A 12,012-nucleotide genomic window follows, 5' to 3' on the forward strand; every position below is an offset into this window, starting at 1 on the left:
GTGCGACGGGGTCGATGTCAATGCTAAGCTGGTCGCGCAACCAATATTGGGAAGGTGACATGGCACGGCGCTCGAACACTGATGAAAGACGCGGCCAGATCGTGGCGGCACTCCAGGCCGTCATGGCCAAGGCCGGCTACGCAGGCGCAACCATAGCGGCCATCGCCCGGCACGCGGAGCTAGCGCCTGGCCTCGTGCACTACCACTTCAAGGACAAGCGCGAGATCTTGGTGGCACTGGTCGACTCACTGGCCGGCTACGCCCGTCAGCGCTACGAGTCCCGGGCTGCTGCGGCCCAGACGGCCGAGCAAAGGCTTCAAGCCTATATTGCAGCACACCTGGCCTACGGTTCGGACGCGCAGCCCGATGCGGTGGCGGCGTGGGTGATGATCGGCGAGCAATCGGCCCACGACCCAGACGTGCGTGAGGTCTATCAGGCTGTGCTAGCGGCGCAGATGAAGCTCCTCAAGGGCCTGCTCCGGCAGCGATTCGCCGAACGCGGACGTCGCGCCCGAGGGCTCGACGCGCTGGTGGCGGGCATTACATGCTTTATCCAGGGGGCGTTCACGCTGTCCACCACGGCGCGGCCGCTGCTGCCGACGGCCTTCGCCGCACCGACGTTGATCGATTGGGTGGAGCGTTACATTGATACGCAGGAGGAGCGATGACGAAACCGCCAGAAGGGCACCGTCTCTTTCCGGCCGGCGCGCACGGCGCCCCTGAGGTGCCTGATGGTGTGGATTTCGCCGCCTGGACTCGCCTCTGGGCGGAGCTTGGCGCCGGCTGCCCGCCGCGAGAAACCTACGAAGAGCTCCTGCGACGCTACCGCGAGCCCCATCGTGCGTATCACAACTGCCAGCATTTGCAGGAATGCCTCCAGGTGCGCCGACTCATCAACGCAGCCTGCCACGCCCCCGCTGAAGTCGACCTCGCACTTTGGTTTCATGACGCCATATACGACCCCCTTCGCAGCGACAACGAGCTGCGCAGTGCACAATGGCTGGACGAGGTGGCACGCGATAGCGGCCTGGGCGATGAAATCCGACGCAGGCTTTACGGCCTGATCATGGTGACGCGACACGACGGCGCTCCAGCCTCGGCAGACGAGGCCGTGTTGGTGGACACGGATCTGGCGATCCTTGGGGCACCGACCGCACGGTTTGAAGCCTACGACCGCCAAGTCCGTCGCGAGTACCGATATGTGCCTCTGTTTGTGTACCGCCGAAAGCGGCGCCAGGTCCTGGAGGGCTTCCTGGCACGCGGGCGGATCTATACGACCGCACCGTACTTCGATGCATTCGAACAGCAAGCCCGCGTCAACCTTGCCCGCGCCATCGAGCGCCTCGACTGAGAAACGGCCAACAGCGGAGGCGGGACATTCGCCTTCTCAGGTGCCTGGCCACTCGGCAGATCAACCCGCCACCGCAAACAGAGACGGGGCATCGCCGGCCAAAAAACCATGGTTACCGGTCACACAGGCTGCCGTTACCGTTGCGCCCGTGATACCGACCTAAGGCTTGGCCCGATCCCAGCGGCATTCCGCCAACCGGTGCTCATCGATTCCGCTCTTTTCTCGCCTGTCGATGTCGCCGTCGGCGTTCAGGTAGATATGGGTGTTGGGCCATTGCGGGGTGATGCTGATGCAGTGATTACGCCCCGTGTTCTTGCTCCACCACGAGAACTCCATGAAGAACTCGTCGTCCGGGAAGAGCACGCCATGATCGGTTGCGCCGCCTCCGGGAAGCATTCCTCCTTTATCAATCCGATCCTGGACATTCCAGATGTACCTGAGCTCATCCCGGCCGGCTTGGGAGTAGTGAACATTCACCGTTGGCAATGCGATGTCCCAATGCGTGACCAGCCCAAACAGCAGCGGTATCCAGAGCAGCTTTACGTACCAGGGCCGGCGCGTGCCTGCATGGAGGGGCCAGAGTTTCATCTGCATCCTTTGGGCGTATTTTTTTTGGGGGGCGTGGGTTGAGAGTGGAGACGGCAGTGTCGCAGCCGGTCGTTGTCCACTTCCGGCTGCTGGGCTTTGTACGAGAAGCCTTGATACTCTGTGGGCTTTCAAAAAAGATGGTTTTTTGTGGTCCGTAAAATCAATAGGTTGGACATTTTTTTTGATATGACCGTTTCATGGGTTTTTCAGTTTTGTTGATAAAAACCTTTCAAATCTTCGAAATAAATGAACCAGCTTTGGCTGGTTTTTTTCATCAGGAATCAATCTCCGTCTATTTGGAGGGGCTGCGGTGCTCTCGATGCTGAACCTGCGTAGGTAGCCCTCTCTACACAACGCTGCAGGTTCACCTGCTGAAGGGGGAAGGGCACGAGTATCACTTGATTACCGGCAAGGAGGGCCAGGCTCCGCTGGGAATAGATGAGTTTGCCGATATGCCGGAGTGATTCAGACGCCCTTAGCAATATTGCGAAAAAATACAACGTTAAGACAGTCGATGAGTTGAAGGCTCTAACTAAAGGTGGCAGATCAACGACGCACAGGAATGATGGCGTTTTGAAGCCATTCTGTAAGTCATGTAAACAAGTTATGGGTAGGCTAGAAATGGAAGATGGAGCCACACAATGATTGATAGTATAGAAGTTAAAGAGTTTGATGGTCTGGAGGGGCAGTTGCTTGATGCGAATGTTTCTTATGGCGAGATGACGCGTGAGTACGCTAGTTATCTAATGGGTCTTATCCAAAGAGGTGAATTAAAAACTATTGCTGCCAGCAAGTTGGAAAAGTTGGTGCCGTTCTTGAAAGAGGCCATCTTGCGCGAGCGTATCGAAAGTGATGAGGTACTTCGAAAGAAACTCACTGTCGATCTCTGGAAAATGGAGCAGCAAAGTCGCAAGGAAGATGAAGATTTTGCAAATTTCATCCGAGGTGTGCTCTATTGCTATGGTACAGAGGAGGTTTGGGAAGAGGAGGGCGATGGTCCAACCCCTATCTATCTTTACTTTTTGATCCTGAAAAAAATATTGCCGGGTCTGAGGAAAGATTTTATTAGTAGTTTTAATCGATTCCTTGGAGGGCGCAGCTAAGCCATTCTCTGTTTTTTGTCGGGCTCAGATAATAATGGCTGGAGAGAATCTCTCCAGCATTACTTAGGCCAGAACTATAAAGATAGTGCAATCGGTTCATAATAAATTTTAATCGCAAGGCTCAAAACACAACCCCGGACTAATACACAATGCAGGTTGGACAATAGTGGGGGCGGCTTATGTTCTTGAGGGGCTACCGGGCATCTTGTAATCCGCGATCAATGAGTCAAACCTGGCCACCAAGCCGGCCGAGCCTGCTGCCATAGCAGCGGTCGACTCACTGGCGCGGTCAGCGCCGCTCAGCACCTTTGAAAATCACCTTGGCCCCGCTGAAGCGGGGCAGTCCGTGCGTTCTCCCCGATATCACCCGGCCAGTGGTGCCGATCCGTCGTACTGCTCAAGCAGCTGCTGTTCAAGGGTCACGATGGCCTGTTTAACCTGCTCAACACAGTCGCTCACCAGGGGCATGTTCAGGTCCGGGCTCTGACAGGCGTCTTCCAATTGCCGGCAGCTTTCCACCAGTTGCTCGCCCTTGACGACTCGTGCTGCCCCTTTGATGCGATGCGCCAACTCAGACAGTTCCGCTGTTGCTTGGTCGCGCAGCAGTGTCTCCAGGGTCTGCAGGTCGGTGCGATTGTTGCTGAGCAATTCGCTCAGGATGTGCTGCAGCATGGTCGGCTCGCTGCCCACCAGGGTATGCACAGAGCCTGGGTGGCCTCTCGTGCTGACGCTCAGCAGCCGGAAGCTTTGAGCCCGGTGCCGATGGTCACCGCGCTGACCTGCACTTTCTCAAAAGCCTTCTGCGCGGCGGCGTTGTATTTCTGGTCGCAGTTGAAGCGTGTTTCCATCACGTAGTCTTCGCCTTCTGCTTTGCGCATCTGCGACTCCCATTGGTCTGCGGCGCTGAGCGCGGCATCCGAGACCAGCACCACCTCCAGCAGCACCTCCCTGAAACCTATGGCGCGTGGGCCTTCCCAGTGGGCGTAGACGGAAGGGTCGGCGGCGTTGCCGCACATGCTCAGGCAACTGGCGCTGTAGCTCAGGCCGCCACCGGACGATTCGGTGAACGCGCCTACGGTGAGCGGCTTGCCGGGAGCGGGGGCGAAGGTGTCGACGAACTGGGTCAGGTCAGCCTGGCATTTGGGCGTCAGCTCCATGCGCAGTTTGCTGACTGTGCCGCCTTCTATGGTGGCGGTGATGTTGCAGCCCTGGACTTTGAACTTGTGCTCATCGCCGAAGGATTCCCGAGGGATTCCGGCGACGGATTCAAAGTACCGCTGATTGGTGCCCAGCATGTCGCCGGTGAAGACTTGGGCCACGGAGGCGGCATGGGCAACGTCAACGGACAGGGCCAGTGTCGAGGCAAAAAGGCTGTAGATCAGCTTGTTCATGGGAGAGTCCTTTCAATGGGTGACCAGAATCTGTGGTCACCTTCAAGTGGGTTGGGGGACGGGAGTTTAGCAGGCGTTGGTGCTGCGTTTTGCGGGTTTTTTGCCGATTTTTTTCTGTGTGCCACCCCTGGGAAAAGAGTGGGGGCGGCCTGTGTCCTTGAGGGGCTACCGGGCATCCGGTAATCCGCGATCAATGAGTCAAACCTGGCCACCAAGCCGGCCGAGCCTGCTGCCATAGCAGCGGTCGACTCACTGGCGCGGTCAGCGCCGTTCAGCGCCTTTGAAAATCACCTTGGCCCCGCTGAAGCGGGGCAGTCCGTGCGTTCTCCTCGATATCACCCGGCCAGTGGTGCCGATCCGTCGTACTGCTCAAGCAGCTGCTGTTCAAGGGTCACGATGGCCTGTTTAACCTGCTCAACACAGTCGCTCACCAGGGGCATGTTCAGGTCCGGGCTCTGACAGGCGTCTTCCAATTGCCGGCAGCTTTCCACCAGTTGCTCGCCCTTGACGACTCGTGCTGCCCCTTTGATGCGATGCGCCAACTCGGACAGTTCCGCTGTTGCTTGGTCGCGCAGCAGTGTCTCCAGGGTCTGCAGGTCGGTGCGATTGTTGCTGAGCAATTCGCTCAGGATGTGCTGCAGCATGGTCGGCTCGCTGCCCACCAGCGTATGCAACGACTCCAGATCGAATACCTGTGGGGATTGGCTGCTGACGCGTTCTTCGGGCGGCAGGGGCGCGCGTTCTTCTTCCTCGACTTGACCCAGGGCCAACAGGCGCGCCTCCAGTTCATCCAGGCTGATGGGCTTGATCAGACAGTCATTCATTCCGGCCTGGATGCAGCGTTCCACTTCCTCGGGCTGGGCGTCGGCAGTCAGGCCGATGATCACGATCGGTTCGTCGTGCGTGTCCCGTTCATCCTGGCGAATTGAGCGGGCCAGTTCGGCACCGTTCATGACGGGCATGTGGCAGTCGGTGATGATCAGGTCAAAAGCGTGCTCGCGCCAGGTCTTCAGTGCCTGTTGTCCATTTTCCGCCTCGACTATGTCGTGCCCGAGAAACGCCAGTTGCTGTCCCAGGACCTGACGGTTCACCGGGTGGTCGTCCACCACCAGAATCTGCAGGCGGTACATCTGCCGTCGCTTGATGCTGGGTGCAGGTTCTACGGCGGCCAGGCGCTCCAGCACCTGAAGACGAAGATCCACCTCCACCAGGGTGCCCTGGCCCAGGGTGCTGCTCATTGAGACAGTGCCGCCCATCATTTCGCACAGGGAGCGACAGATCACCAGTCCCAGGCCGGTACCTTCGGTATTCAGGACATTGCGTTCGACTTGGGCAAAAGGTTGGAACAGCCGCTGCTGGTTACTAGGAGATATGCCTATCCCTGAATCTTCGACGCGCAGTTTGACCTGCAGCAACGAGTTCTCCACCAGATCGCCGCTGATGCTCACTTTAATGAAGCCGGCTTCGGTGAACTTGATGGCGTTGCTTATCAGGTTGGACAGAATCTGTTTGAAGCGCATGCCGTCTACCAGCACATCGCAATTGATGCTGGAGTCGATTTCGAGGAGGAAGCTCAGGCATTTCTGGCGTGCCAGACCTTCGAACACACGGGCTATGGATTCCACCAGCTCGCGCAGGTTGGCGCGTTTGGGCGAAAGGCTCAGACGTCCCGACTCAATGCGGGCGATGTCGAGAATATCGCCGATCAGGTCCAGCAGGCTCTTGGCCGAGCTGTAGGCGATTTCAATGCTGGAGCGCTCGATCCGGTCGCTATCGGCGCGTTTGAGCGCCAGTTCCAGAATGCCGATGATCGCGTTCATGGGGGTACGGATTTCATGACTCATGGTGGCCAGGAACGTGGTCTTGGTGCGGCTGGCCTGGTCGGCCAGGTTCTTCGCTTCCTTCAATTCCTGGACCAGATGCCGATGCTTGGTGATGTCCAGCCAGCCGCAGATAACGCCTTTGGTGACGCCATTGTTGTCCTGGAAGGGTTGGATCCAGTGATCGATCCAGACATCCTTGCCCTGCAACTTGACCTTGTACACCGAACTGATGGTCTGACCGTCGCGTATGGCTTGCAGGTAGCTGTGATGCAGGTCGGGTTCAGCGCAGAAATGCTCCTTGGGCAGCTGTTGCACGGATTTGTGCAGAACCTGCTCGGCGGTCAGGCCGACACTCTGCAGGTAACTGCGGTTGCACGAGAGCATCTTGCCGTCCATGTCACGAATGTAGAGAACCGGAGGCATGTTTTCGGCCAGGGCCTCGATGAAGCGCAATTGCTCATTCAGGGTTTTCTCGGCCTTGATCCGACGTCGCAGATACAAGGCCCAGGCCAGTGTCAGCAACAGCAGGAGCGCCGCGGCGGCGATGATTTCGGCGATCAGCAGCGCATAGTCGCGCCAGGTTTCGCCACTCATGCCCGGTGGTGAGCGCCAGTGGTTGGCGATCGCGTTCAGATCGTCCGCCGGGAGACTGAGCAGGGCCTTGTCGAGAATCGACTGAAGCTCGGAGTCACTGCGCCGCAGAGCAAAGCTGGCGTTTGCCCGACTGGTGTGGATCAGGTCGGCGATGCCCAGGCGATTTTGAAACAGACGGACAATGTAGTAGCGAGCGGCTGGCAATGACACCAGGGCGGCATCGGCGCTGCCGTCATAAACTTTGTTCATGGCGTCCAGAGTGGTGCCGGCCTCGATCAATTGCGTGCTCGGATAAAGCTCGCGGACGTGTTGCAGGGTCACGTGACCTGATGGAATGGCAAGACGCTTGCCTGCCAGGTCTTCGGCGGTCAGCCCCTTGTCCTTGCTGCCACTGGGTGTGACCAGGACAAAAGGGCTGGTCAAAAACGGCCTTGTGAAACGTAGCTTGTCCTCGCGCTGCGGGCCTGCCGTCATGATGGCGATGTCCGCCTCGAAGTCGCTCATGGCTTCAATCTGCTGCGGATAGCCGCCATTACGCACGGTCACCTGGAAATGCAGGCCGGTGCGCTGCGAGATGATCTCCAGCAGTTCGGCGGCAACTCCGGAGAACACTCCGTTGGCGTCGAAGAACGCCACGGGCGCCAGGTCATCGTTGATGATCAGGCGGATCACCGGGTGACGATCGATCCAGCGTGATTCTTCTGGCGTCAACACAATCTTTTCGCCGGTGGGCACGAAACCGCTGCCGACCCAGCGCTGGCTCAGATTGCTCAGTTTTTCATTGCCAATGGCCTCGATGCTTCGGTCAAGGATGTGCTGAAGACGAGCGTTGTCCTTGTTGATCGCATAGCCATAGCCACCCGTGGCAAGGTCAGCGAAGCGCTCGAACTTGAGGAAGCCGTAGTAAGAACGGTTGATCTGGAAGTAGGCGCTCAGTACATCGTCCAGGTACATGTCGGCATGACCAAATGCCGCGGCGGCGAGGGCTTCGTTGTGGGTGGGGTAGATCATCAAGCGGGCCCGGGGAAAGCGCGACTGGGCTTCGCTGCTGTGTTCCTTGGCCACGGAAACCCGCAGCCCGGCCAGGTTTGCCGGGGACTGGCGCAGTTCGGCGTTGCGCTTGAACAAGGCCAGCCGCCCATCGGCGAACGGACGGGTGAACCTGACGCCATCACTGGATGGCCCGGGGCTGTCGTAGCTGCCCATCAAGTCGATCGAGGAGGCCTGCAGCGCCTGTAGGGCTTGTTCTCGGGTGGCGAAGGGAACCACCTTCATGCCGACTCCGAGCATCTGCCCGATCAATGAACTGACGTCCGCCGTAATGCCTTCGTAGTGACTGTCGTTGTAATCGACATTGAAGGGGGGCGACTCTTCGGCGACCACGCCGATTTTCAACTCCGACTTGCGCCGTAGCCAGTGCCAGTCCTCTTGTTCAAGTATCAGGTCGTGGTGATCGAGGCGCACCGGGCTGTACAGAGTATTGGGCATTAGGGGCGCTTGGGCCGCAGCCGTCTGAGCCGCAATGGTCACTGAGCAGATAAGTAGCCAGATAAGTCGTAGGGGCATGGTTTCTTCAGGCAATGGGGGGAGGCTTGGTTGCGTCGAAAGCCCCGCAAGTACAGGGTGAAAATAGTAGCTGTAGCCGCTGGCCTTGGCCTATCAATTTAAGGCGTCAACGGGGAACTTGAGTGCTTGCTGCAATAGGCGATGAAGTGACTTTCCGGCATGGGGCGGGCAAATAGAAAACCCTGGGCAAGCGCGCCACCCAACTGCAAGAGTTGCTCCTGCTGTTCATGGGTTTCGACGCCTTCGATGATCACTTTCATTCCCAGGGCATCACCCAGGGCCAAGGTATAGCGGATGATGGCGCGGCTGGCGGGGTGATGTTTCATCTTGCGCACGAAGTTGCCGTCCAGCTTGATCTGGTTGAACGGCAGTTCGCACAGGCGCTGCAGGGAGGCGAAGCCGGCGCCGAAATCGTCCATGGCCAGGCCGCAGCCCATCAGGCGCAGACGCACCAGGTTTTCCAGGTTGCAGGCAGACGCACCCAGCACACAGGTTTCGGTGATTTCAAAGGTGATGCAACTTGAAGGCACCTGGAACAGCGTCAACAAGGAGGTGACGGACTCGGTCAGCGTCGGCGAGGCCAACTGCGCAGGGTGCAAGTTGAAGGAAAAGTTCAGCGCAAGATCCTTTCTCGCCAGTTTGCGCCGCAGGGCCAGGCCTTGATCGAACAATTGCCAGAACAGTCGATCCAGCAGGTTGTGGTCTTCCATGATGGTCAGGAAGTGCGAGGGTGGCAGCACGCCCAGTTGGGGATGGTTCCAGCGCGCCAGGGTTTCGGCGCCTTGCAGTGCCGCGGTATCGAGCGCCACCTTGGGTTGGTAGTAAGGCTCGAACTCTCCATTGTCCAGGCCGCGCACCACATCGCTCAGGGTGGGCTGCGCAATGCGCGTGAGCGGGCTGCCCAGGTCATGGCGCAAGGGCTGGTACCGGTTCAGCAAGGTGGTCAGGCGCTCCAGGTTGAAGGGTTTGCTCAGGCTTCCAAGAAAATGCAGGCCCAGGCGCTTGATCATGGACACGGTGGTGTTGCGCAGCGCCAGATCAATCTGGCTGCAGAGGATGACCGCGCGCAGTTTGCCGCTGTGACTGGCGTGACGCAGAAAGGCCAGGCCGTCCATGCCGGGCATTTTCAGATCGCAGATGGCAATGTCCATGGCTTCACAACGTTCCAACAGCGCCAATGCCTGACTGCCGCTGATGGCTTCATGAATCTGGCCGGGTATTACCTTCCTTAACGCAGTGATGGTAACTAGGCGTTGCAGGGGCTCATCCTCCACAACTAGAACGTTCAGGTGTTGCATTGCAGGCTCGTCTCGTTTATCCGACGGATATCTTGCTTAAGCCATTTGATACGGGTCTATTAGAGCTATCTTCCTACCTTGTAGGAAATTTCCTACTGAAAAATCAGAGCATCTGAATTTTTCAATGATCGTCAATAACCACTTGTAACTAGGGGCAATTCCGGGGAGTTTGCAGCCCGGCAGTTGCTACCCGGCGGCAAGTTATAAGGTGAAATGACATTATGCACAGCGTATTAATAGTGGATGATCATCCCGTCGTCCGACTGGCGGTGAAGGTTCTGCTGGAAAAGCACGATATGCAGGTGGTGGGCGAAACCGATAACGGGCTGGATGCGCTAGAGCTGGTACGCGAGCATGTTCCGAGTGTGGTGATTCTCGATATCGGCATTCCCAAACTCGATGGCCTCAAGGTGCTGTCCCGGATCAAGGCACTGGGCTTGCCCACCGAGGTATTGGTGCTGACATCACAGTCCGTCGAGAGCTTTTGCAAACGCTGCATCCAGCTTGGCGCTAGAGGCTTCGTCAACAAGGAAGAAGACCTGAGCAATCTGGTGGTGGCGCTGAATGCGGTGCTGGCCGGCTATACCTTTTATCCTTCCCAGGTCACCGATGTGTCCAAGCCGGCTGCCGAGCAGTTGTCCGAGACCGAGCTGATCGGCTCACTGACCGATCGGGAAATGATCGTGCTGCAGTATCTGGCTCAGGGTTATTCCAACAAGGCCATCAGCGAAAAGCTGTTTCTCAGCAACAAGACCGTCAGCACCTACAAGGCCCGTTTGTTACAGAAACTCGGGCTGGGCTCGCAAGTTGGCCTGGCAGAGTTCGCCAAGCGCCATGGGCTGATTATCTGAAAGAGGCCAAAGCGGCAATATTCATACTCGGCAGCTCAGTTTGAATTGCGGGTATCTGTGCATCTTGCTCAGGCAAGTTACCAAGTTATTGCAGAGACTTTCCGTAGTTATGTAGGAAGTTTCGCAATGATAAAGGTCTTGTCTATTGAATAGACTTTGCCGGTATTTAAATGTCTGGACCGCAACTTTGATCATGATTAAATCCACCACTCTCGTTGCTTTGCTGTTGGCTTTCTTTAACGCGCAAGCGATGGCGGCGCTGGCCCTTGGCAGTTCGCGAATGATCATCCAGGCGCCCAAGACCCGTGCCGTGGTCATGGTGCATAACCGTTCCCCCCATAGCGCTTATCTTGCCCAGTCCTGGATCGAGGATGCTCAAGGGCAGAAGCCTGAACGCTCGCCCGTGGTGGCCTTGCCGCCGATCCAGCGCCTGGAGGCCCGGCAGGACAACCAGTTGAACATCCAGGTGCTGCCGCACGTGGCTGATCTGCCCCAGGATCGGGAAACATTGTTCTATCTGAATGTGCGTGAGGTTCCCCCGCGCGGCGAAGACAAGGAGGTCATCCAGATCGCTCTGCAACGGCGGATAAAAGTCATTTACCGGCCACAAAGAATACGCCCGCTCACGGTCGGCCTCACCAGTCCCTGGCTGTCCGCCCTGACCTTGTCCAAAGAAGAAAGCGGACGCTTTCAGCTGAACAATGCCACTCCCTATCATGTGACCCTCATCGAGGCCTTCGGTGATGAGTCCGGCGCATCGCCTGTCACGGACTTCAAGCCCATGGAAATTCCGCCTTACAGTGAGCGTCGCCTTGAGGGCAAGTTCGCTCCGGGCGTCCAGCGGCCGACATTGGTCTATATCAATGATTTTGGCGGGCGTGGGCAATTAAGTTTCGACTGCCTGGATGGCGTGTGCACCGTCATACAGAACAGTGTCCGCTCATGAGACGGATAAACCTGATTGGGCGTGTGTTTTGCGGCCTGTGCACTGTCCTGATGGCGGGAAACCTAGAGGCCGCCACTCCGGGTGGGCTGTATGTGTATGTGAACTTTGAAGTGTTCGATCCTGCCAACTGCAGCGTGAATGTGCTTCAAACAAAGATAGATTTTGCCGAGGTCAAGACTGATGAGATCAATGGGCGCGAGGGCGCCAGGAAGATTCCTTATCAGATCAGTTGCAACAATCCCTCCCAGTCACCCGCACTCAAATTGAAGTTTGTCGGCTCCCCCGGCTTCAATGCTGAAGTGTTGCAGACCAGTACCAGCAATCTCGGCGTGCGCTTTCTGGTGAATGGCAAGCAACAGCCCCTCAACAGCGAGTTCTCGGTGAACTACGCCTCTGTACCCACGCTGGAGGCTGTGCTGGATGCCAAGCCCGGCAGCGTTTTGCGACCGGGTGTCTTCACTGCCAACGCGGTGCTCGTTATCACTCAGGAGTAAGCTCCCT

At 57.6% G+C, this 12,012-nt stretch carries 11 protein-coding genes; 6 read left to right on the forward strand and 5 right to left on the reverse strand.

Annotation, left to right across the window (positions count from 1 at the left end; translation table 11 throughout):
- Positions 1–59 precede the first annotated feature (59 nt).
- Entirely contained in the window at positions 60–668 is a 609-nt protein-coding gene (locus KHO49_RS26210) for a TetR family transcriptional regulator (RefSeq protein ID WP_110595883.1), read from the forward strand.
- Positions 665–1,351: an HD domain-containing protein gene (locus KHO49_RS26215; protein WP_213666099.1), complete on the forward strand. Its 687-nt coding sequence runs from the start codon at positions 665–667 to the stop codon at positions 1,349–1,351. The genes KHO49_RS26210 and KHO49_RS26215 overlap by 4 nt, the downstream gene beginning before the upstream one ends.
- A 159-nt stretch (positions 1,352–1,510) precedes the next feature.
- On the opposite strand, the gene KHO49_RS26220 is transcribed toward KHO49_RS26215, so the two are convergent.
- Positions 1,511–1,939 carry a hypothetical protein gene (locus tag KHO49_RS26220; protein ID WP_249735860.1) on the reverse strand — a complete coding sequence of 143 codons (429 nt, stop codon included), beginning with the start codon at positions 1,937–1,939 and terminating at the stop codon, positions 1,511–1,513.
- Between the two features lie 641 nt (positions 1,940–2,580).
- On the opposite strand from KHO49_RS26220, the gene KHO49_RS26225 reads away from it, so the two are divergent.
- Entirely contained in the window at positions 2,581–3,042 is a 462-nt protein-coding gene (locus KHO49_RS26225; RefSeq protein WP_170004788.1) for a hypothetical protein, read from the forward strand.
- A 363-nt stretch (positions 3,043–3,405) separates the two neighbouring features.
- On the opposite strand, the gene KHO49_RS26230 is transcribed toward KHO49_RS26225, so the two are convergent.
- The 4 genes from KHO49_RS26230 to KHO49_RS26245 form a co-directional block, all read right to left on the reverse strand.
- Positions 3,406–3,714: an Hpt domain-containing protein gene (locus tag KHO49_RS26230; RefSeq protein ID WP_134928764.1), complete on the reverse strand. Its 309-nt coding sequence runs from the start codon at positions 3,712–3,714 to the stop codon at positions 3,406–3,408.
- A 59-nt stretch (positions 3,715–3,773) separates the two neighbouring features.
- Positions 3,774–4,433, reverse strand: a complete 660-nt coding sequence (locus KHO49_RS26235) for a hypothetical protein (protein ID WP_110652975.1) — start codon at positions 4,431–4,433, stop codon at positions 3,774–3,776.
- Between the two features lie 335 nt (positions 4,434–4,768).
- A complete protein-coding gene (locus KHO49_RS26240) occupies positions 4,769–8,416 on the reverse strand; it encodes a response regulator (RefSeq protein ID WP_213666100.1) in 3,648 nt (1,215 codons plus the stop codon).
- A gap of 98 nt (positions 8,417–8,514) precedes the next feature.
- Positions 8,515–9,714, reverse strand: coding sequence for an EAL domain-containing response regulator (locus KHO49_RS26245; protein WP_213666101.1), 1,200 nt, complete (start codon positions 9,712–9,714; stop codon positions 8,515–8,517).
- 221 nt (positions 9,715–9,935) lie between these two features.
- Here KHO49_RS26245 and KHO49_RS26250 point away from each other — a divergent pair, with 221 nt between their 5' ends.
- From KHO49_RS26250 to KHO49_RS26260, 3 genes are all read left to right on the forward strand, one after another.
- Positions 9,936–10,565 carry a response regulator transcription factor gene (locus KHO49_RS26250; protein WP_213666102.1) on the forward strand — a complete coding sequence of 210 codons (630 nt, stop codon included), beginning with the start codon at positions 9,936–9,938 and terminating at the stop codon, positions 10,563–10,565.
- Between the two features lie 193 nt (positions 10,566–10,758).
- Complete coding sequence (locus tag KHO49_RS26255) at positions 10,759–11,511, forward strand: fimbrial biogenesis chaperone (RefSeq protein WP_146232637.1); 753 nt, start codon at positions 10,759–10,761, stop codon at positions 11,509–11,511.
- A complete protein-coding gene (locus KHO49_RS26260) occupies positions 11,508–12,005 on the forward strand; it encodes a fimbrial protein (RefSeq protein WP_110595876.1) in 498 nt (165 codons plus the stop codon). The genes KHO49_RS26255 and KHO49_RS26260 overlap by 4 nt, the downstream gene beginning before the upstream one ends.
- Positions 12,006–12,012 lie beyond the last annotated feature (7 nt).

This window comes from Pseudomonas sp. RC4D1 (assembly GCF_018390395.1).
GTDB lineage: Bacteria > Pseudomonadota > Gammaproteobacteria > Pseudomonadales > Pseudomonadaceae > Aquipseudomonas > Aquipseudomonas danubii.

Bases quoted from the DNA above. Each gene is read 5' to 3' on its own strand.
- KHO49_RS26230 (WP_134928764.1), bottom strand. From the start codon at position 3,714: ATGCTGCAGCACATCCTGAGCGAATTGCTCAGCAACAATCGCACCGAC.
- KHO49_RS26255 (WP_146232637.1), top strand. From the start codon at position 10,759: ATGATTAAATCCACCACTCTCGTTGCTTTGCTGTTGGCTTTCTTTAAC.
- KHO49_RS26210 (WP_110595883.1), top strand. From the start codon at position 60: ATGGCACGGCGCTCGAACACTGATGAAAGACGCGGCCAGATCGTGGCG.
- KHO49_RS26225 (WP_170004788.1), top strand. From the start codon at position 2,581: ATGATTGATAGTATAGAAGTTAAAGAGTTTGATGGTCTGGAGGGGCAG.
- KHO49_RS26235 (WP_110652975.1), bottom strand. From the start codon at position 4,433: ATGAACAAGCTGATCTACAGCCTTTTTGCCTCGACACTGGCCCTGTCC.
- KHO49_RS26240 (WP_213666100.1), bottom strand. From the start codon at position 8,416: ATGCCCCTACGACTTATCTGGCTACTTATCTGCTCAGTGACCATTGCG.
- KHO49_RS26245 (WP_213666101.1), bottom strand. From the start codon at position 9,714: ATGCAACACCTGAACGTTCTAGTTGTGGAGGATGAGCCCCTGCAACGC.
- KHO49_RS26250 (WP_213666102.1), top strand. From the start codon at position 9,936: ATGCACAGCGTATTAATAGTGGATGATCATCCCGTCGTCCGACTGGCG.
- KHO49_RS26215 (WP_213666099.1), top strand. From the start codon at position 665: ATGACGAAACCGCCAGAAGGGCACCGTCTCTTTCCGGCCGGCGCGCAC.
- KHO49_RS26220 (WP_249735860.1), bottom strand. From the start codon at position 1,939: ATGAAACTCTGGCCCCTCCATGCAGGCACGCGCCGGCCCTGGTACGTA.
- KHO49_RS26260 (WP_110595876.1), top strand. From the start codon at position 11,508: ATGAGACGGATAAACCTGATTGGGCGTGTGTTTTGCGGCCTGTGCACT.